The sequence below is a fragment of the Oerskovia sp. Root22 genome (assembly GCF_001429135.1).
Lineage (GTDB): Bacteria > Actinomycetota > Actinomycetes > Actinomycetales > Cellulomonadaceae > Oerskovia > Oerskovia enterophila.
This window is the reverse complement of the sequence record NZ_LMIL01000008.1, coordinates 77857-98894: the sequence shown is the minus strand read 5'-3', so window position 1 is coordinate 98894 and position 21038 is coordinate 77857. Positions and strand designations below refer to the sequence as shown.

General features: G+C 73.6%; 14 protein-coding genes. 9 read left to right on the top strand and 5 right to left on the bottom strand.

The genetic code is table 11. The features are described from left to right. Positions 1-2 precede the first annotated feature (2 nt). From ASE15_RS09200 to ASE15_RS09190, 3 genes are read left to right on the top strand one after another with little or no spacing between them, the layout of a single operon-like run. On the top strand, positions 3-1043 hold the full coding sequence (locus ASE15_RS09200) for a cell division protein FtsQ (RefSeq protein ID WP_200960534.1): 1041 nt from the start codon (positions 3-5) through the stop codon (positions 1041-1043). Further along, positions 1043-2881: an ABC transporter ATP-binding protein gene (locus ASE15_RS09195; protein WP_056762934.1), complete on the top strand. Its 1839-nt coding sequence runs from the start codon at positions 1043-1045 to the stop codon at positions 2879-2881. The genes ASE15_RS09200 and ASE15_RS09195 overlap by 1 nt, the downstream gene beginning before the upstream one ends. Next, on the top strand, positions 2878-3816 hold the full coding sequence (locus ASE15_RS09190) for an energy-coupling factor transporter transmembrane protein EcfT (protein ID WP_235534304.1): 939 nt from the start codon (positions 2878-2880) through the stop codon (positions 3814-3816). The genes ASE15_RS09195 and ASE15_RS09190 overlap by 4 nt, the downstream gene beginning before the upstream one ends. Positions 3817-3998: 182 nt before the next feature. Here ASE15_RS09190 and ASE15_RS09185 read toward each other — a convergent pair whose 3' ends face one another. Continuing rightward, positions 3999-6302, bottom strand: coding sequence for a sodium-translocating pyrophosphatase (locus ASE15_RS09185; RefSeq protein ID WP_056649293.1), 2304 nt, complete (start codon positions 6300-6302; stop codon positions 3999-4001). Positions 6303-6512: 210 nt separating this feature from the next. On the opposite strand from ASE15_RS09185, the gene ASE15_RS09180 reads away from it, so the two are divergent. From ASE15_RS09180 to lysX, 3 genes are all read left to right on the top strand, one after another. After that, entirely contained in the window at positions 6513-7262 is a 750-nt protein-coding gene (locus ASE15_RS09180) for an RNA polymerase sigma factor (RefSeq protein ID WP_082618335.1), read from the top strand. Beyond that, entirely contained in the window at positions 7259-8728 is a 1470-nt protein-coding gene (locus ASE15_RS09175) for a hypothetical protein (RefSeq protein ID WP_056762931.1), read from the top strand. The genes ASE15_RS09180 and ASE15_RS09175 overlap by 4 nt, the downstream gene beginning before the upstream one ends. 131 nt (positions 8729-8859) lie before the next feature. After that, positions 8860-12237, top strand: coding sequence for a bifunctional lysylphosphatidylglycerol synthetase/lysine--tRNA ligase LysX (gene lysX, locus ASE15_RS09170; protein ID WP_056649283.1), 3378 nt, complete (start codon positions 8860-8862; stop codon positions 12235-12237). A gap of 81 nt (positions 12238-12318) precedes the next feature. Here the strand turns inward: lysX and ASE15_RS09165 are convergent, their stop codons facing one another. Beyond that, the gene (locus tag ASE15_RS09165; protein WP_157257516.1) at positions 12319-12561 is read right to left on the bottom strand and encodes a hypothetical protein; all 243 of its coding nucleotides are present in this window, start codon (positions 12559-12561) and stop codon (positions 12319-12321) included. Positions 12562-12850: 289 nt separating this feature from the next. Between ASE15_RS09165 and ASE15_RS21480 the strand changes: the two genes are divergently transcribed. Then, on the top strand, positions 12851-14536 hold the full coding sequence (locus ASE15_RS21480; protein ID WP_056762927.1) for a D-alanyl-D-alanine carboxypeptidase family protein: 1686 nt from the start codon (positions 12851-12853) through the stop codon (positions 14534-14536). A gap of 7 nt (positions 14537-14543) precedes the next feature. Here the strand turns inward: ASE15_RS21480 and ASE15_RS09155 are convergent, their stop codons facing one another. Genes ASE15_RS09155 through ASE15_RS09145 form a run of 3 tightly spaced genes read right to left on the bottom strand, consistent with a single transcriptional unit; the run spans position 14544 to position 16985 of the window. Further along, positions 14544-15398, bottom strand: a complete 855-nt coding sequence (locus ASE15_RS09155; protein WP_056762925.1) for an alpha/beta fold hydrolase — start codon at positions 15396-15398, stop codon at positions 14544-14546. 13 nt (positions 15399-15411) lie between these two features. Beyond that, on the bottom strand, positions 15412-16209 hold the full coding sequence (locus ASE15_RS09150; RefSeq protein WP_056762922.1) for a DUF998 domain-containing protein: 798 nt from the start codon (positions 16207-16209) through the stop codon (positions 15412-15414). Next, on the bottom strand, positions 16206-16985 hold the full coding sequence (locus ASE15_RS09145) for a TetR/AcrR family transcriptional regulator (RefSeq protein WP_056762917.1): 780 nt from the start codon (positions 16983-16985) through the stop codon (positions 16206-16208). Before ASE15_RS09145 ends, ASE15_RS09150 begins: the two co-directional genes overlap by 4 nt. A gap of 135 nt (positions 16986-17120) precedes the next feature. On the opposite strand from ASE15_RS09145, the gene ASE15_RS09140 reads away from it, so the two are divergent. Continuing rightward, complete coding sequence (locus ASE15_RS09140) at positions 17121-20144, top strand: DEAD/DEAH box helicase (RefSeq protein ID WP_056762914.1); 3024 nt, start codon at positions 17121-17123, stop codon at positions 20142-20144. Further along, complete coding sequence (locus tag ASE15_RS09135; protein WP_157277189.1) at positions 20141-21034, top strand: SWIM zinc finger family protein; 894 nt, start codon at positions 20141-20143, stop codon at positions 21032-21034. Before ASE15_RS09140 ends, ASE15_RS09135 begins: the two co-directional genes overlap by 4 nt. Positions 21035-21038: the final 4 nt, after the last annotated feature.

The window sequence follows — 21038 nt, the reverse complement described above, 5'->3', positions numbered from 1 at the left end:
CCATGAACGGCTCCGCGAGCTCGACCGCCCCGGCCCGTCAGTCACCGCCCACCTCGTCCCCCCGGAAGCCGACCACGCCCGTGAGCGCGCTGCGCCGCCGCCTGCACGACCCGGACGGCATCAGCAGCTCCCAGAAGCTCATGATCCTCGTGCTCTCGATGACGCTGTTCGGGGTCTCCGACATCGTCACCGGGATCGTGCCGAGCATCGAGGTCGGCCCGTTCGAGCTCGAGGTCGCGTACTTCGCGTTCATCCCCGTGGTCCTCGCCGCGCTGTTCTGCCCCTTGTGGGTCGCGATCGGTGCACCGCTCGGCGAGATGGTCTTCTCCGACATGCTCCTGGGCGACTTCGGCGGGCTCGGCGAGCTCGAGGGCTTCCTCCAGCTCCTGCTGGGCATCTACGTCGCGGGCTGCATCGTGCGCGACCCGCGCAACCGCCGCCAGCTCTTCGCCGCGGCGCTCGCCCTGGTCTCGATCGACAAGGTCTCCTCGGGCCTCATCGACCTCGCCAAGGTCGGGATCGGGATCGACCCGGAGACGCTCGAGGAGTCGGACGGGCTCTTCCAGGCCGTGCTGGTGTCCGAGTCGATCGAGCTCGTCATGGCGCTGCTCATCACGGGTGTCCTGTTCGGCGCCCTGCCAGCCATGTGGCTCGCGCCGCGCCTGTACGGGAAGATCGAGCCGCTCATGGGCCTGCGTCCGCGCGACCCCCAGAACCCGCCGCGGCTCGTCGGTCCGCGCGGCACCCCGTTCTGGCTCATCGGAGTCCTGGCCCTGCTCGGGGCCGTGGCGATCGGCGTGGTCTCCCAGTGGGAGGAGTTCGTGGGCCGCGAGGGCGGCATCATGACGCTCGGCGCCTTCCAGCCCGACTTCGTCGACGAGTACGGCACCGCCTACCTCTGGGTGGCCCTCACGGTGGCCGCCCTGGCGGTCGCCGGGGCGTGCGTGCTGGTCGCGGTCCTGCGTGCCCGACGGCGCCGCGACGCAGGTGCGCCGCTCACCTCGTCCTCGCAGCAGCAGACGGCGGACCGGGGCGACGCCTGATGCCCGCGCCGGCCATGGCGATCGAGGTCCGCGGGCTCACGTTCCGCTACCCGGGCGCCGACGTGGACACGCTGCGCGGGGTCGACCTGCGGATCGAGGCGGGCGACTTCGTCGCCGTGGTCGGCGGCAACGGGTCTGGCAAGACGACGCTGTGCAAGACGTTCAACGGCCTGGTGCCGCACTTCTGGTCCGGAGACCTCACGGGCTCGGTCCACGTCCTGGGCCAGGACACGGCCGAGGTCGGGGTCGCCGAGCTCTCGCACAGCGTCGGGTACGTCTTCCAGGACTTCGGGAACCAGCTCGTGCGCCCCACGGTGCGCGACGACGTCTCGTTCGCGCCCGTGAACTTCGGTCTGACCGACTGGGAGGAACGCACCACGACCGCGCTCGAGACCCTCGACATCACGTCGCTGGCCGACCGGTTCACCTGGCAGCTCTCGGGTGGCCAGCAGCACCTCACGGCCATCGCGGGGGCGATCGCCCTGACCCCCTCGGTGCTCGTGGTCGACGAGCCCGTGGCCGAGGTCGACCCCCACCGCGCCCAGGAGATCTACGAGCACCTGTCGCGCCTCAACCGGGAGCTCGGCATCACGATCGTCGTGGTCGAGCACCACGCCGAGTTCGTGGCCCGCTACGCCCGGTCCGTGGTCCTCATGGCCGACGGGCTCCCCCGCTGGCACCTGCCCGTGGCCGACGCCCTGGCCCGGACCGAGGACCTCGAGGCCGCGAACATCCCCGTGCCCCAGGTCACCGCGGTCGCGCGGGCCTTCGAGCCGCACGGCCCCGTGCCGTCCACGGTCCCCGCGGCGATCGGATGGCTGCGGGAGCGACGGCTCGCCGAGCCGGCTCCGGGGTCGACCGCCGGATCGGCCGCGGCCCGGGGCGGGACGGCGGACGGCCAGGTCTCCGACGGGACCGCGACCGCTGTTCCGGGCCCGGCCGCCGACATGAGGGCTCCCGCCCTGCCCGGCTCCCGTCGCGGCTCGGTCATCGCCCGCGTCGAGCGGGTCACCCGGGCGTACCGCACGCTCGCCGGACCCCGGTCGGTCGTGATCGACGGGCTCGACCTCGATCTGCACGAGGGCGAGCGCGTAGCCCTGGTCGGATCGAACGGTGCCGGGAAGTCGACCCTCCTCAAGCTCCTGTCGGGGCTGGACGTCCCGGACGCCGGCAGCGTGAGCGTCGACGGGACCGACACCCGGACCGTCTCGGCCGCCGAGCTCGCCGACACGGTCTGCTACCTGTGCCAGCGCCCCGAGGAGATGTTCCTCAAGGACTCCGTCCGGGCCGACGTCGCGATGCACCCGGCCGGACGCCGCGTGCCCGGGACCGCAGCGCTCGTGACCGAGGTCCTCGACCGCGTCGACCTGACCTCGCTCGCCGACCGTGACGGGCGGCTGCTGTCCGGCGGCCAGCAACGGCGGGCGACGCTCGCCGTCGGGCTCGCGATGCGGCCCCGCCTGCTGCTGCTCGACGAACCCACGTCGAGCCTCGACCTGCGCAGCCGTGACGACGTGATCGACATGCTCGCGGCGCTCGCCGAGCACATCCGCTGCACCGTGATCGCGACCCACGACATGCACCTGGTCGCCGAGTGGGCCGACCGGGTGATCGTCCTCGACCAGGGGCAGGTCATCGCCGACACCGACCCCCAGACCCTGTTCTCGCGGCAGGACCTCCTGCGACGGGCCCGGCTCGTGCCGCCGCAGGTCGTCCAGCTCGGCGCTGCCCTCGGCCTGGCCCCCGTGCCGCTCTCGGTGCCCGAGCTCGTGGCCCGGCTGAACCTGCGGCCCACGGCCGCCGACTCGACCGCACGCACCAACGGGAGGCTCTCGTGAGCAGCACCACCAGCGTCTCGACCGCGCTGTCCGCGGACGTTCCCCCGCGCTCGGCCCCGCGCGGCGGCTCCCCCGCACCGGTGGGTGACGGGCACTCGCGGCCCTCGCGACTGCGCCGGGCCGACAGCGAGCGACTGTCGCTCGAGTGGATCAAGCTCGAGCTCATGCGCGTCGCCTACGCGACGCGCGGCGGGTTCCTCGCCCGGCGCGACCCCCGCGCGGTGCTCTTCTGGTACGCGCTGTGCGGGCTCGCGCCGTGGTTCACGTACGACCTGACGGTGCTCGCGATCCTGTTCGTGATCGCGGCGGGCACCGCGCTCGCGGCGAGGATCGGGCCGCTCCTGCTCGGGGTCTTCGCGCTCGGGATCGCGGGACAGTGCCTCTACCTGCTGGCGCTCGTCTGGTTTCTCCAGGGCGACGCGACCGCGATCCAGGGGCTCGCGGTCATCACGCTCAAGCTCGGCACGGTCTCGCTCGTGAGCATGGCCGCGTTCGTCTCGCTCGACCCCGAGAAGCTCTCGGACGCGCTCCTGGCGCTGCGCGCCCCCGCGATGCTGGGGTTCGGGGTCAGCTACGGCTACCGGATGCTGCCGCTGCTGATCGACGAGTTCCACACGATCGTCGACGGGCACCGCCTGCGCGGGCCGCGCGCGACCCGGCACGGCCTGCTCGGCTGGCGCACCGCGCGGCGGGTCTCGCTCATCGTCGTCGAGTCGTTCTACCCGCTCATGCTCAACACGGCCAAGCGGACGCGGACCACGGTCGAAGCCCTCGAGACCAAGGGGTTCACGACCGAGCGGCGCGACGACGCCGGTCGCCGCATCCGCCTCGCGCACCTGACGTTCGGGGCCGGGGACGTCGCGCTGCTCGCGACGTCGCTCGTCGTCGTGGTCGCGGCGTTCGCGGTGGGCACGGCCTGGCCGGTGCTGGGCTGAGCCGGTGAGCCGGTGGTCGCCGGCCTGAGCTGCTGAGCCGAAGGTCGGCGCGAGCCACCGACGGCCCTGCCGGCCCCCTCGGCGCCAGGTACGCGCAGCACGCTCCCCAGACCGGCCTTGTTGTCAGAAGTGGGCCGGGCGACAGCCCGGCCCACTTCTGACAGCTCGTCGGTGAACGAACCTCAGCTCGTCCGTACCGCCTGCGGCTCCTCCGACATCTGCTCGCGGTCGACACGCGCCGCACGCAGCCTCGAGAGGATGACCGCTCCGAACGCGATGCCCGCCGCGACCACCGCGATGCCGATGCGCAGCGTGTGGTTGGCGTCCTCGGGGACGCTCAGGAGCACGACAGCGGGGGCGATGAGCACCGAGACCAGGTTCATGACCTTGAGCAGCGGGTTGATCGCCGGCCCTGCCGTGTCCTTGAACGGGTCGCCCACGGTGTCGCCGACGACGGTCGCCTCGTGCGCCGGGGACCCCTTGCCGCCGTACGCACCGTCCTCGACGATCTTCTTCGCGTTGTCCCACGCCCCGCCGGAGTTCGCCAGGAAGACCGCCATGAGCACGCCCGCGCCGATGGCCCCCGCGAGGAAGCCCGCGAGCGGGCCCACCCCCAGGCCGAAGCCCACGGCGATGGGCGCGAACGCGGCCAGCAGGCCGGGCGTCGCGAGCTCGCGCAACGAGTCACGCGTGCAGATGTCGACGACCTTGCCGTACTCGGGCCGCTCGTCGTACGTCATGATCCCGGGGTGCTCGCGGAACTGGCGACGCACCTCGTAGACGATCGCACCGGCCGCCCGGGTCACGGCGTCGATCGCGAGGCCCGAGAACAGGAACACGGTCGCCGCCCCGAGGATCACGCCGACCAGGGTGATGGGCGAGATGATCGAGTAGTCGAGCATCGAGACCACGAGCCCGCCCGCCGGGTTCGTGATGTCCGCGAGCGCTCCGCCCACCGCGTCCGCGTAGGACCCGAACAGCGCGGTCGCCGCGAGGACCGCGGTCGCGATCGCGATGCCCTTGGTGATGGCCTTGGTCGTGTTGCCCACGGCGTCGAGGTCGGTGAGGATCTGCGCGGCCTCCGGGTCGCCGTCGCCCGCCTCGCCGACGGACATCTCGTAGATCCCCTGCGCGTTGTCGGAGACCGGTCCGAACGTGTCCATCGCGACGATCACGCCCACGGTCGTCAGGAGCCCGCAGCCCGCGAGCGCGATGAGGAACAGCGACAACCAGACCGAGCCGCCCGCGATGAGGAAGACGCCGCAGATCGCGGCAGCGATGATGCCCGCGGTGTACACCGCGGACTCGAACCCGACCCCGATGCCGGACAGGACGACCGTGGCCGCCCCCGTGCGCGAGGTGGCGGCGACGTGGAGAGTGGGCTTCGACGTCGTGCCCGTGAAGTAGCCCGTGACCCACAGGATGATGCCCGCCAGGACCACGCCGATGAGGACCGCGAGCGCCGCGACCACGCGCGGGTCGCTCGTGACGTCGCCCAGGTCCGCGGTGCCCGACAGCTCCGAGAACGACGACGGCAGGTACGCGAACGCCGCGACGCCCGCCAGGACCGCACCGAGCAGCGCCGAGAGGTAGAACCCGCGGTAGATGGCCCGCAGGCCGTTCTCCTCGCCGCGGATTCGCGTGATGAACACGCCCAGCACCGCGACGAACGCGCCGATCGCCGTGACGATCAGCGGGAAGACGAGCCCCTGCTCGCCCATCGCGGCCTTGCCCAGGATGAGGGCCGCGACGAGCATGACGGCGTAGGACTCGAACAGGTCCGCGGCCATGCCCGCGCAGTCCCCCACGTTGTCGCCCACGTTGTCCGCGATGGTCGCCGCGTTGCGCGGGTCATCCTCGGGGATCCCCTGCTCGACCTTGCCCACCAGGTCGGCACCGACGTCCGCCGCCTTGGTGAAGATCCCGCCACCCACGCGCATGAACATCGCGAGCAGAGCAGCCCCGAACCCGAACCCCTCGAGCACAGCCGGCGCGTCCCCTCGGTACAGCAGGACGACCCCTGCCGCACCGAGCAGCCCTAAACCCACGACGGACATCCCCACCACGCCTCCGGTGCGGAAGGCCACGCGGGCCCCCTCAGCACGGCCGCCGGGTCTGGTCGCGGCCGACGCGACGCGCACGTTCGCGCGCACCGCGAGCCACATCCCCAGGTAGCCGATGCACGCCGAGAATCCGGCCCCCACGAGGAACGCGACCGACCGACCGACCTTGATGCCGGCGTCCCCCGGCAGCAGGAACAGGAGACCGAACACGATCACCGCGAACAGGGCGAGCGTGCGGAACTGCCGGTTGAGGTAGGCCGACGCACCTTCCTGGATCGCTTGCGCGATGTCCTGCATCTTCGCGGTCCCCTCAGGTGCCGCGAGGACCTGGCGTCTGAGCACGAAGGCGAAGACCAGCGCGGCGAGCCCGATGGCCCCGATCACCGCGACGATCGTGAGACTGGTGGAGCTGAGCGTGAGCATCCGTCCTCCTTGACGACTGCTGGACCGGGGTCACCGGCTGGCCTCCGGCACCCCCGGAGGATGCGCCCGAGTCTAGCCATGTGTGGCGCACGTCACGCGACGTCGTGCAGGTCTTCACGAGCGAGCACCCCAACGATCCGGCGCGGTCGCCCGTCATGATCAGTGACACCACCCACCACGGGTGGTCCGGTACACGACGAAGGGGGACCGGTGGCCACCTGGGACGACGAGCTCGCCGCGCTGACAGCACAGCGCGGGCAAGCGCTCACGGGGTACGCCTACCTGCTCTGCGGGAACAGGCGCGATGCGGAGGACGTGGTGCAGGACGCACTCGTCAAGGTCTTCTCACGGCTTCGCGGAAGGGGCCCGACGGCGCCTCGACAGACCGCGTCCACGTCACCCGCGGGCGAGACGAGACTCTTCACGCTCGACGACGCATCCGGCAGCGAGGGCGACCGCCCCGTCGCGCACCTCGAGGGGTACGTACGACGAGCGATCCTCACGCTCTACCTCGACGGCTACCGCCGGCGACGGAGCTGGCTCGGGCTGCGGCACCTCGTCGGGCAGCGAGAGACCGTCCCCGGGCCGGAGGCACCTGCGTCCGCCCGCGCGGACACGGCCAAGGCGCTCGCGGGACTGACGCCGCGGCAGCGCGCGTGCGTCGTGCTCCGGTACTACGAGGACCTGACCGTGCCCCGCATCGCCGAGGAGCTCGGGTGCGCCGAGGGGACCGTCAAGCGGCACCTGTCCGACGCGATGGCCGTGATGCAGCAGGCCCTCGGGGCCGTCGCCGCACCGACGCCCGTCACAGGGACACGGGCGCCCGCCGGACCGGCCGGACCGGCCAGGAAGGCGGAGTCGAAGGCGGTTCCGGTCTCGCTGACCGGCGCGAACGCACCCACGGCACCGGCGCAGGCCCTGCCGACCCCAGCAGCGACGAACGGGAGGAACACCCAGTGAGCGCCACCGACCACAGATCCTCGAACCACGACGACGAGCTGAGCCGCGCCCTGCGCGACCTGGTCGACGACGCGTCCCTCCCCGGGCTCGACACCCACCTCGACGTCGTCCGCGGACGGACGCGACGCCGTCGGGCAGCGAAGAAGGTCGCCCTCGGGGCGACGACGCTGTGCGTCGCCGGGGCGCTCGGCGTCGCGGCGATCGCGCTCCCGCAGGATGTACGGCCCGAGCCGATCGCACCGGCGGAGTCCCCGTCGCCGACCCCCTCGGTCTCACCTGAGCCGATCCCCACGTTCCCCGCCGGGATCGACGCCGCGGCGCTCGCGTGCCTGCAGCCCGCCCCGACCTCGACGGGCGACGACCTGCCCGCCCACCTGAGCGTCGGGGTGCCCGACCTCACGGTGCAGACCGCCGGCTCCGTGACCGCACCGGTCCTCCTGCGGTTCGACGGCGACGCGCGCCTCCGGTACGCCGACTCGGCCACGGGCGCCTACGTGATCACTCGGGACGGTGTCATCGTCAGCTCGCCGCTCCCTGCTCCCGAGACCACGGGTGAGGCCACGCCGGCCCCCGGCTCCTCGGCGGCCTGGGAGCTCGACCTCGCGTCGTCCGCGTCGTGCGACCCGACCAGCACGCAGCCGTCGCCGCTCCCGGCGGGTGACTACGAGGTGTTCGCGCTGCACCGGTTCCCGCTCACGGGCTACTCGGCCCTCCAAGCGGACGGGACCTGGGGCGAGGAGACGACCGGGGCGCTGTTCGACGGGTGGCTCGTCGCCGACCCGGTCCCGCTGACCATCGCTCCCGAGCCGGACCCGGTCGTCCCCGCACAGAAGCCGGTCGTCGTCCGGGACGCGATCGAGGCCGACACCTCGGCGGTCTTCGAGGCCTTGCGCAAGGCCGCCACGACGGGTGCCCCGGCAGCCGTCGATCTCTTCTTCGAGAATCGACTGACTGACTCCCCGGGTGGGGGACTGATGCTCACCGTAGACCCGAACCCGGGAGTCAACGGGTCTCCTGGCACGACCAGCGACGCGGGCTGGTCGATGGCGTTCTTCGGAGGCGGGGTCTTCCCGGACCAGGTGGAGTCACACCAGTTCGTGCGCCTGGTCGGGACGTTCGACGTGACGCTCGACGAGTCGGGCGCCACGCCGACCTTCACGCTCGACGTGGTCGCGGGCGGCACGCCGAGCACCGCCCCGGCAGCAACCGACCCACACGTGTGCAGGGCCTTCAACGAGAGCCTCGAAGGTGACGGCGGCGTCTACGACTCGTTCCTCGCGGATGCGCGGACCCTCGTTGCCGACAGGTCACCTGCTGCCACCTCCCAGGTCTACCGAGAGGTCCGCGCACGATGGATCGAGTCACCGCGAGTCTGGTGGGCGCTCCTGGCGCACGAGCTGACCATGCAGACGACTGACGTCGGCGGCGACCAGATCGTCGGTGCGTGCGTGGAGTACTGGCAGTAGGAACCGGGAGCTCGGCCCCGTTCGCACCTGAGACATCGTCTCGGAGTCGAGCGGGGCCGAGCCGCGTTCCACCTCTCGCAACTCCCGCTCCTGCGCTTGAATGGGTGCACCGCCGGCCTCAAGGAGCACGTATGCCCCGCTCGACCTCCCTCTCCCGCACCTCCGCCCCTCCCTGGGCGGAGGCGGTCGCGTCCTGGACGGGCAGGATCGTGCAGGCCGTCGCGTTCTGGCTCGTGCTGGCGCTGATCCTGCTCCTGTTCGCCCCGGGGTTCGTGCGGACCGTGAGCGACTGGCTCGCGGTGCTCAACCTCCCGACGTACCCGAGCGTGTTCTCGGTGGTCCTGGTCGGTGTGATCGCGAGCGGGCTCCTGCGCAGGCAACGGGCGGCCCTGTGGTTCGTGGTCCTCCTGTGGCAGCTCCCGGTCGCGGTGCTGGGGCTCGCGGTCGGGCTGCTGTGGGTGTTCGACGACGACAAGCAGGCCCTGCGCTCCGACGGCCTGGTCCTGTCGCCTCTGGAGATCGCGTCCTGGGTCGTCGCGGTCGTCGCGGTCGTCCTGCTCATCGCGGCCCGCTCGGCGTTCCCCGCCAAGGTCAGCAAGGGAGCCTGGTGGCGCGCGATCCTCGTGCTCGTCGTCGGCGTCGGGCTCTCGGCACTCATCACCCTCCTCCTCCTGGAGGTCGTCCCCAACACCCTGCACGGGATCCGCAACCGGGTGAACTGGAGCCTGTCGGTCGCGACGGGCCTCGCACCCAGCGACTACCCGCTGCACGCGGACGGCACGGGTCCCGCGTGGCTCGCGCTCGTCGCGGGCCTGATCTCGGCCCTGGCGCTCGTCCTCGCGATCGCGGTCTTCATGCGGTCGGCACCCCACGACGCCAAGGTCGAGGCCGCGGACGAGCTCGCGGTGCGCAAGCTGCTGCTCGAGCACCCGAGCGACGACTCGCTCGAGTACTTCGCTACGCGCTGGGACCGCAGCGCGGTCTTCTCGCAGGACCAGCGCGCGGCGATCTCCTACCGGGTCATCTCGGGCGTGTGCCTCGCCGCGGGGGACCCGATCGGCGACAAGGCGAGCTGGCCCGACGCGATCGAGCAGTGGCGCGCGCACGCCCGCCGGTTCGGCTGGGTCCCCGCGGTGCTCTCGACGAGCGAGCTCGGCGCCAAGGCCTTCCAGGCCGTGGACCTGCACCCGATCGCGCTGGGCGACGAGGCCATCATCAACACGCGCACGTTCAACCTCGACGGCCCGGCCATGCGGTCCGTCCGGCACGCGGTCGCGCGCCCCGAGCGCGAGGGCTACCGCGTCCTGGTCCGCCGCCAGGCGGAGATCGCCCCCGACGAGCTCGCGAAGCTGGTCGCCGTGGCCGACGAGTGGCGGCACGGCGAGGAGCGCGGCTTCTCCATGTCGTTGAGCCGCCTCGGGGACCCTGCGGACCCGCGCGAGATGATCGTCTCGGCCCATGACGCCGACGGGAACCCGCGCGGCCTCCTGTCGTTCGTGCCGTGGGGGCGCCGCGGCCTGTCGCTCGACGTCATGCGCCGCCACCCGCAGGCCGTCAGCGGCGTCACCGAGTTCATGGTCACCGAGCTCGTGGCCGCGGGCCGCGGCATGGGGATCGACCGCATCTCGATGAACTTCGCGATGTTCCGCGGGTCGTTCGAGCAGGGTGCCCGCATCGGGGCGACCCCGGTCCAGCGCTTCAACCGCCGGGTGCTGCTGATCGCGTCACGGTTCTGGCAGCTCGACTCGCTCTACAAGTCGAACGAGAAGTACCTGCCGGACTGGAAGCCCCGCCTGCTCTGCTACCAGAACGCGGGCCAGCTCACACAGGTGATCTTCGCGGTCGGGCAGGCCGAGGGCTTCCTGCCGAACACCCCGAACCTCCTCCACCGCCGCGACCGCTCCCCGGACCTGCACCGGCCCGAGATCTCCGCGGCCTTCGCCGATGCCGTGCGCGCCCAGGAGACCGCGCTGCTCACGGTCTCGGCACCCACGCGCCGCCTGACCGAGCAGCAGGCCACGCGCCACGCCAAGCTCGGCGTCCTGCGGGCCGCGGGCATGGAGCCCTACCCGGTCTCGGTCCCCCGGACCGTCTCGATCGGCGAGGCCGTGCGCCGGGGCGCCCACGTGCCCGACGGCGGCGCACCGGCCGGGGCGAGCACCTCACCGGGCGACGTGGCCCCCGGGGGCGACCTGTCCGTCGTCGGGCGCGTGGTGCGGCTGCGCGACCACGGCGGCGTGATCTTCGCCGACCTGCGCGAGGGCACAGACGAGATCCAGGTGATGTTCACCGCGGACCGACCGGGCCCGGACCTCGCGCTGTGGCGCCGGGCCGTCGACCTGGGCGACCAGGTGAGCGTCACGGGCGACCTCACCCGCAGCCGGCGCGGCGAGCTCTCGCTGCACGGCACCGCCTGGTGCATGGCCTCCAAGGCCCTGACCTCCCCTCCCGACAAGCACCGCGGGCTCGCCGACGCCGAGGCCAAGGTCCGGCTCAAGCACATGGAGCTCGCCCTCGACACCCGCACGGCCCAGGTCCTGCGCGGACGCAGCGCGGCCGTGAAGTCGCTCCGCGACTCGCTCGCCGCGCGCGAGTTCATCGAGGTCGAGACCCCGATCCTGCAGCGCGTGCACGGCGGGGCCAACGCCCGCCCCTTCACGACGCACATCAACGCGTACGACGTGGACCTGTACCTGCGCATCGCCCCCGAGCTGTTCCTCAAGCGGCTCGCGATCGGCGGGGTCGGCAAGGTCTTCGAGCTGGGCCGCAACTTCCGCAACGAGGGCGCCGACGCGACCCACAACCCCGAGTTCACGTCGCTCGAGGCCTACCAGGCGTACGGCGACTACACCTCGATGCGCGTCCTCACGCGCGACCTCATCATCGAGGCAGCGGTCGCGGTGCACGGCGAGCCGATCTCGCGCCGGGCCGACGGGACAGTCGTCCGGCTCGACGGCGAGTGGCCCGTCCACACCGTGCACGGGGCCGTGTCCCGGGCCGTGGGCCAGGAGGTCACGCCGGACACCCCGCTCCAGACGCTCCAGGCCATCTGCGAGGAGAAGGGCGTCCACTGGACCCCGACCATGACCCACGGCGCGATCGTCACCGAGCTCTACGACGCGTTCGTCGAGGGGCAGACCGTCGAGCCCACGTTCTACACGGACTTCCCGCTCGAGACCTCGCCGTTGACGCGCACGCACCGCCGCGACCCGCGGCTCGCGGAACGGTGGGACCTCGTGGCGTTCGGCGCCGAGCTGGGCACCGCGTACTCCGAGCTCATCGACCCCGTGGACCAGCGCGAGCGCCTCACGCAGCAGTCCCTGCTGGCCGCCGCGGGCGACCCGGAGGCCATGGAGGTCGACGAGGAGTTCCTGTCCGCCCTGGAGTTCGCGATGCCCCCCACGGGCGGGCTCGGGATCGGGGTGGACCGCGTCTACATGATGCTCATCGGGGCGAGCATCCGCGAGACGCTCGCGTTCCCGTTCGTCCGGCCGTCGGGTCGCGGCTGAGCCGGACCTCGGCAACGTCCCCGAGGCGGTCGGGCAGATCGAGCTGCCCGACCGCCTCGGCTTCAGCGGCCCTGGGGCGACTCACGCACCACGTCGGAGTCTCGTACCGATCACCATGCCGAGCGGCAGCGAGACCAGTGCCACCCCGACGACGAAGGGCGCCCCGGACCCTGCCGCGGCGAACGCACCGCCCCCAGCACCGAAGGCCAGCACGAGGGCCGCCATCGGTGCGGCAGTGCGGGCTCCGGACGCGCGCTGCCGCTTGAGATGGTCGAGGAGCACCCCGGCCCCCGCTCCGAACACCACGGCGAACAGGTACAGCATCGTCGTCCTCGCTCCCGAGCCGTCCGTCGGCTTCGGGCCAACCTTCACGTATCGGACGCGGTCGGGCCAGCCCAGCGTCCCGACGAGCAATCCTCCGCACGAGTTTTCCGCACCACCGTGCGGAGAGTTCGGCATGGGGTGTGGATGGCGTCACACGGAGCGATAACGAACGGGTAACGTAGGCGGCGATCGGGCGCAGCACGGACGGCAACGGCCACTGGCTCCCGCACCACGGCAGTCAGCAGAGTCCTCCCCCGGGAGGTCGTCCAGAGCACAGGAGTCACGTCAGGTGGAAACGTCCGCACCGGTCCAGCAGCGCCCGCACGGCGCAGCGCCGACCCCCACGCGGCGTCAACGTCAGGCCGAGCTCCGCGCGCGAGAGCTCGCCGCGGCCGGGGTCGACGGACGCGCCCACGCAGACACCCTGCACGTCGAGCACCGCCACACCGCACCCCGCCCAGCGACGTTCGCGGTTCCTCAGGTCGCCGTCGCACCTCACGTGCCGGCCCGCGTCGAGGCCCCGTTCTCCGCGCCCGCACCGTTGACGAGCACGCACGCTGCTCCCGCACCGGCACGCCGGGCCACCGCCCTCCAGGCGCTCCCCCCGGTCGCCGCCACGACTCCTGCCGCCGCGGCCCGCGCCAAGGCTCCCGTCGAGGCCCCTGTCGCAGCCCAGCCCGCGACCCCTCGCGTCTCCCCCTTCCCGCCCACGGGCATCCAGCGTGCCGCCGAGCCCGTCGCGCCGCTGCAGACCCCCTCGGGCGAGATCCCGGTCGTCCTGGTCCCGGCGCCGACCCCCCTGCGCTCTGCCCCCACGCCCGTCGTCGCCACCCCGCCCGCACCGTTCGTCGCCACCGGCTTCAGCGCGGCCACGACGGACGAGCACCCGTTCGCCCCCCTCACGCGGCGCGAGCGCAAGGCCGGCGGACCGGCCACGGGTCCCACCCCGGTCGTCGCCTCGGCGATGCCCACGCGCGGCCCCCTGTTCGGCTCCAAGTTCGTGGCCCGCGCCGCGACGGGCGCTGCCTTCGTGGGCGCTCTGGCGTGCGTCCCCCTGGTCCTCCCCGGCACCGCCTCGGGAGACTTCGCCCCGGGCGGTCTACGGACGGACCTCGCGGACGACGAGGCCGGCGACGCGACGACCGGGCTCGCCCAGCAGGAGGCCGACGTCGAGGAGCAGCTCCTCAGCCAGGCACAGGACCTGCTCACCCGCGCCGACGGCCCGGCGGCTGAGCGCGCCACGAGCCCGCAGGACCTCGCGGACGCGAAGGCCGAGCTGGCCGCGCTCACCGAGTCCCTGATCGCCGAGCGTGCTCAGGGCACGGACCGCGCCTCACGGTCGAGCGAGCGCACGGCCCTGACGACGGAGACCGCGGCAGAGGTCGGCACCGAGGCAGTCGCTCCCGCGACCAGCGAGGACGTCGCCCGCGCGGCGAACCGTGTCGCGGTCCTGCTCCAGGACTTCGGCGAGACCGGCGCGTCGGGCGTCACGCCGGCACCGGCGACTCCCGCCGAGCTCGCTGCCGAGCGCCGCGTGCGCGCCGCGACCCTGCTCGCCCAGTGCGGGTCCACGAACTACGCGAACGGCAAGATCCCGGCCTCGGCACTGACGACGCTCTCGTTCGCGCGGAGCCACATGCTGCGCTGCGACGCAGCGGCGATGCTCGAGGAGCTGTCCGCGGCCTACCAGCAGCGTTTCGGTGAGCCGATCGGCCTCACCGACTCGTACCGCTCGTACGCCAGCCAGGTCTCGACCCGCGCCGCCAAGCCCGGCCTCGCTGCGGTCCCCGGCACGTCGAACCACGGATGGGGCCTGGCGATCGACCTGACCTCGCCCGCCTCGAACCCGGGCTCGGCCCAGTACAAGTGGCTGCGCGCCAACGCGCCGCTCTACGGCTGGGACAACCCGCCGTGGGCCCGCAGCAACGGGTCCAAGCCCGAGCCGTGGCACTTCGAGTACGCGTCCGGCTGGTAGCGCACGCTCAGCGGAACTCTGCCTCCACGACGGGAGCCACCGCCCCGTCGGGTACCTCCCCACGCAGCACCTGCGCGACGACGTCGGGACGGGTGAGCGGGAACATGTGCCCCTCGCCCCGCAGCCCGTAGACCTCCGCGCCCAGGCGCGCGCCGAGCTCACGCTCGTCCCTCAGGAACGCGCCCTGCCCACGCCGCCCCCAGCCGACGAGCTGGACGGGGCGTACCGCGAGCCGTCGCAGGGCCCCCGCGTCGCGCGCGAAGAGCGCGGTGACCCGTTCTGCCTGCGCCCAGCTCTGCTCGTACTGCCCGGTGAGCAGGCGCCACGCCTCGGGCGTGCCGTAGCGGCGGACGGCCTCGTCGTCGGGCAAGGGGTCGGGGCGGTGCGTCGCGTCGTACCAGGCCCGACGGCGCAGCGCGGGTCCCCGCCTCGTGACCGCCCCGCAGCGCGAGAGCAGGAGCCCGCTCGTGTGGACGACACGCTCGGCGAGGAGCGTGAGCCCCACGGGCGCGGGCCGCTCGGGACGGCGCGGGAGGAACGGGGTCGTGGGGTCGAGCAGCAGCACGGCCCCGAGCTCCTCGGGGTGGGTCAGCGCCCACTCGATCGCGGCCAGACCGCCCACGCTGTGCCCCACGAGCCCGACGCTGCCCGGCGCCTGGTCGTCCGCCAGCCCGAGCTCGGCACGGATCGCCGCGACGGGGGCCGTGACGGCGGTGTCCCAGGAGTCGAGCACCCGGACCGTCGCGTCCGGGAACTGCTCGCGCACCACCCGGGCGACGGGTTCCATGTCCGAGGGAGCGAGCAGGAGACCGGGGAGGACGACCCAGGTCGTGGGTGCCGGTGTGGTGATCGCCGAAGCCATGCGCCACAGTCCATCACGGCTCGCTGTGCGACGCCGGTGAGCGCGCTGTGCGGTCCTGGGGAACGTCTGTCTCCGGTGCACCGCGGTGTGGCTGGCGCAGCGTCAGGACCTGCACGGCCAGCACGAGCACCACGGAGAACGCGACGATCTGGACGCGCTGCACGATCCCGGTCCCCACGGGGAGCGGGCTGCCGAACAGGCCGATCGTGCCGGTCACGACCCCCAGGAGCGGTCCCAGCGCGCCCGCGAGGCGCGCAGAGACGCCGAGGAGGGTGCGCCGTCGGGCGCGAGCGAGCCACACGACCCCCGCGCTCGCGACGAACGAGCTGACGCCCGAGGCCACGCTCGAGAAGGTGTGGGCCTGATGAGCGAGGCTGAGCTCACCGGCCTCCTCACGTGCGGCGCAGTCGCCCACCGAGAGCGCGCAGTCGAGCGGCAGCAGCGCGTCCGCCACGGTCGCGAGGCCGAACACGACGAAGGCCCAGAACGTCACCTTCTGCACGAGCGTCGCGGCCGGGGCGCCCGCTCGGCGGGCGAGCCGGTACGCCGTCCCCAGGAGGGCGAGGCCGCCGACCACGAGGGCGCCCGCGGCCACGTCGGTGGACCGGAACAGGGGCGAGGTGGCTTGGTCGAGCGCCGCGAGCTCGGACAGGTACGACCGCGCGGGGTCGAGGGGCCAGCCCGCGGCCGCCTCGACGACGACCCCCAGGTAGAGGACCCCCGCGAGGGTCAGCAGGACCTGCGCTGCCGTGACGAGCCGGGCGCCGGGGCGGCGCGGGTCGGACCCGCCGGCGGAAGGCTCCGAGCTCATGCGACGAGTGCCTCGACGCCCGCGACGATGCGCTCGATCCCGAAGTCGAGCTCGGCCTCGGGCGAGTACGCCGACTGCTGCGCCTCGCCGACAGTCGCCCCGACGCGTCCCGCGACCGTGAACGTGCTCATCGCGCTGATGCGTTCGAGCAGCGGGGCGTTCGCGGCCCACCACTCGTCGTCGGTCTGGCCGCTCGCCTCGTGCGCGGCGCGGGCCGCACGAGCGCGCCGGGCCGCGGTCGTCGCCTGTCCCACGACGAGCGTCACGGTCGCGTCCATCGCGACGTCGTCGAGGCCGACGCCCTCGATCGCGCGGAGCTCGACGTCGTACTTGCGCGTCTCCCCCGGCCCCAGGACGGGGCGCGCGAGGTCGATGTCGAGCAGCCACGGGTGGGCCGCGAAGAGGTCCCAGTTGGCTCGCGCCACGGAGCGCAGCCGGTCCTGCCAGGTCGCTCCCGGCGCGTGCCCCTGGGGGTAGAGCTCGCCGTAGGCGCGGTCGACCACGAGGTCGACGAGGTCGTCCTTGTTCTGCACGTAGGTGTAGAGCGACATGGTCCCGATGCCCAGCGCGGCCGCGACCTTGCGCATCGAGAGCCCCGTGAGCGCCCCGTCCTCGTCCGCGAGCCCGACGGCGGCGCGCGCCACCTCGTCGGGCGTCCGGGACTGCTGGGGCCCCCGTGCGCCGCGGTCGGCGTGCAGGCCCCAGAGCAGGGCGAGGGTCCGCGCGGGGTCGCGCGGCGTCGCGGCGGGTGCGGGGCTGGGCGTCGGGGTCGGCACGGGCTGCCTCCTCGGTCGGGGTCGGGGATCATCGAGGAGTGCCCGACGTTCACCCGAACTGTCGGGAATGATCTGCGTACATCGTACGTTGATCGGCTCGGGAAACGTCGACGGACGGCGTACCAGGAAGGCCTCGTGACCCTCGCAGCACGCACCTCGGCCGGAGCCGGACCTGGCGAGTCCGGCGAGCACGGCACCGGCAGTGCTGGTAGCCCTGCCGCCTGGGCGCGCTGGGACACGGAGACCGTCGACGGGCTGATCGACGCGTGGGCCTCGGGCGACGCGTCGCCCTCCGAGGTGTTCTGGGGCGCGGTGTGCGCCGAGGCCCTGAGCCACGTCGCGGCAGGGCACCTGGTGCCCGCGGTCGGGGCGGCCTCCCCCGAGTCGGCGGGTACCGGGAGGCCGGAAAGCACCGAGGGGTCGGCGAGCACCGCCGGGTCGGCGGGCTCTGCCGGGACCGCCGACGCACCACCCTCGGCCCGGTGGCGGCTCGGGCCGCTCGACGGCCCCTCGCTCGACCGTGTGCACACGCTCGCCGACGCCATACCGCTCGACGAACGAGGGGCGGGCCCGAGGAGTGGCGCGGACGCACGGACCGCCCTGGTCCGGGCCGCCATGGATGCCGTGGCGGACGCCCTCGTCCGGGAGGCCGGAGCGAGCATCGAAGTGCCTCGCGGGGTGGCCCGCGGCCTGGTCGCGGCGCCGGGAGCCGGCGCGCCCCCGGTTCCCGACCACCTCACGGACTGGGCGCACGACGCCGCGGCGCTCCTCGACCCACGGGTGGCCGTGAGCCTGCGGCTCGAGCCGCTCGTGCGCCGCGCGACCGATGCAGGTGCTGCCGAGGGCGACGGGTCTCCGGCCGACGGCGACCGCCACGAGGACCTGGCCACGTGCGACTGGCTCGCGACCGTGATCGTCCGCGGACCCACCGGGACCCGCCCCGCCGCGGACCTGTGGGCGTCGGCCCGGACCGGCGAGGGAGCACGCGAGGCCCAGGAGGCGATCGGTGACGTCCTGGTCCGGCTGCGCGCGGGAGCGGTGGCCTGGCCCCCGCTCGACGGGCTGCTCGACCAGGCCGTCCCGGGCTCGCTCGTGCTCGCCCCGGCCGACGTCCGCGAGCTTCTCGCCGAGGGCTCCGCGTCGCTGGCGACGACCGGGATCGCGGTCGAGTGGCCCGCCCACCTCGCGGGTCAGGTGCGGTCCGTCGCGGTCTTCTCCCCGACCGAGGTCCCCGGTGACGCCCCGGACGAGGAGCGCCGAGCCCTTCCCGCACTGCTCGGCTCCCCCGGCCACGGTCGTCCGCGGTCCGGCTCGCCGTCACCCATGACGCTCACGCACGAGCTGACGCTCGACGGCGTGCGGCTCACCGCGGACGAGCGCGAGCACCTGGCGCGCGTCCACGCGGAGGGGCGCTCCGCCGTCGTGCACCTGCGTGGGCGCTGGGTCCTCGCGGATCCCGCCGCGGCCACGGCCGCGACGCGGCGCTCGCCCCAGCCCGTCTCCGCGCTCGACGCCGTCGCGGCCGCGCTCACCGGCGTCGCCCGCGTGGGCGACCACGAGCTCGCCGTGACCCCGACGCCCTGGCTCGACCGGCTGCGCGCCGAGCTCGAGGACCCGTCGCCGGCGCGTGACGTCGTCGCGCCCGAGGGGCTCCACGCGTCGCTGCGCGACTACCAGCTCGACGGCCTGCGCTGGCTCGCACGCCTGACGGGGCTGGGCCTGGGCGCGTGCCTCGCGGACGACATGGGCCTGGGCAAGACCGTCACGCTCATCGCGCTGCACCTGCACCGCGCTCGCCCCCGGCCCGACGACGCCGCCGCTCCCACCGGGGAGGCGGCGGGCGCCGGGCCCACCCTGGTGGTGTGCCCGGCCTCGCTCCTGGGCAACTGGGAGCAGGAGATCCGCCGGTTCGCGCCCGGCGTCGCGGTGCGGCGCTTCCACGGCGCGTCGCGCGACCTGCGCGGGGTCACCGACGGGTTCGTGCTCACGACGTACGGGACGGTCCTGTCGGACTCCTCGCAGGCCGACCCGGTGCTCGCGGCGCACCGCTGGGGGCTCGTCGTCGCGGACGAGGCCCAGCACGTCAAGAACCCGGGCTCGGGCACCGCGAAGGCGCTGCGGACGGTCCCCGCGGAAGCGCGCGTGGCCCTGTCCGGGACGCCCGTCGAGAACAACCTCACCGAGCTGTGGGCCGTCATGGACTGGCTCGTCCCCGGCCTGCTGGGTTCGCGCGGGCAGTTCCGGCGCCGGTGGGCCGACCCGATCGAGCAGACCCGCGACCCCGTGCTGGCCGAGAGGCTGTCCCGGCTGGTCCGACCGTTCCTGCTGCGGCGACGCAAGTCCGACCCCGGGATCGCGCCCGAGCTGCCGCCCAAGACCGTGACCGACCAGGTCGTGCCGCTCACGGCCGAGCAGGTGGGGCTCTACGAGGGCGCCGTGCGGTCGGCGCTCGAGGAGATCGACCGGGCCGAGGGCATGGGGCGGCGCGCCATGATCGGTGGGCTGCTCACGCACCTCAAGCAGATCTGCAACCACCCCGCCCAGTACCTGCACGAGGACGAACCGCGGCTGTCCGGGCGATCCGGCAAGCTCGACGCGTTCACCGAGCTCGTCGCGACCGTCCGGGCCGAGGAGGGCGCGATCCTCGTGTTCACGCAGTACGTCGCGATGGCCCGGCTCCTCGAGTCCTACCTCGCGCGTCGTGGCGTCCCGACCATGCTGCTGCACGGAGGCACGCCCGTGGCCCAGCGCGAGCAGATGGTCGCCCGGTTCCAGGCCACCGAGGAGATGCCGCCCGTGTTCCTGCTCTCGCTCAAGGCCGCGGGCACCGGGCTCAACCTCACGCGGGCCGACCACGTGATCCACTACGACCGCTGGTGGAACCCGGCCGTCGAGGAGCAGGCCACCGACCGGGCGTACCGGATCGGCCAGACCCGGCCCGTCCAGGTGCACCGCCTGACCAGCGAGGGAACCATCGAGGAGCACATCGCCCGCATGATCGAGTCCAAGCGCGAGCTCGCCGACGCGGTCCTGGCGCCGGGCGGTGTCGAGGGCGCGATCTCCGAGCTCAGCACGGCCGACCTGGCCGAGCTGGTGTCGTGGCGGGGAGCCGACGGCGGCGAGCGATCGTCCGCCGCCGGCGAGAGGGGGCGCTCATGAGCGCCGTGGGCTTCCCCGCCTTCCCTCCGACCGGTACCGCGACCCAGGGCGCCGTCCGCCGGGGGCAGTCCTGGTGGGCGCGCTCCTGGGTGCGCGCCATGGAGGAGTTCGCGCTCGACGCAGGCCCGCTCAAGAAGGGACGCGCCTACGCGCGCACCGGTCGGGTCGGGCCGATCACAGTCAGCCCCGGCGCGGTCCAGGCGCGCGTACAAGATGATGACGGGGAGATGTACCACACGGTCGTCTCGCTCGAACCGTTGTCCGACGACGAGTGGGACAGGTTCCTCGAAGCCCTCGCCTCGCGGTCCGGGCGGCTCGCTGCCCTGCTCGCCGGGGAGATGCCGCGCGACGTCGTCGCTGCGGCCTTCGACGCCGACGTCACGCTGCTCCCCGGGATCGGCGACCTCGAACCCGCGTGCGACTGCCCCACCTGGGACCTGCCCTGCCTGCACGCGGCGGCGCTCAGCTATCAGGCGGGCTGGCTGCTCGACGCCGACCCGTTCGTGCTCTTCCTGCTGCGCGGACGCTCGCGCGAGCAGGTGCTCGACGCGCTGCGGGGGATGTCGACACCGGGCGACCTCACGTCACGCACCGCCACGAGCGGCCCCACCGGAACCGGCGGCGAGGGCACGGCCGACCACCCGTCGCCCGACCCGGGCGACGACCCGGCGAGCGACGCGGGGACGGGAGCGACGCCGTCGGGCCCCCGTGTCCTGGGCGAGCTGCCCCCGCCGCCCGGCGTCCCCGAACCGCCCGCGGCAGCCGACCTGCTCCCCGGCGTCCCGGACCGGACCCCCGACGGGACCCCTGTCGACGTCGCGGGACTGCGAGCCGTGCTCGCCGCGGCGGCCCTCGCCGCCGCCGAGCGGCTCACGGCTCTGGACCGCTGACGGC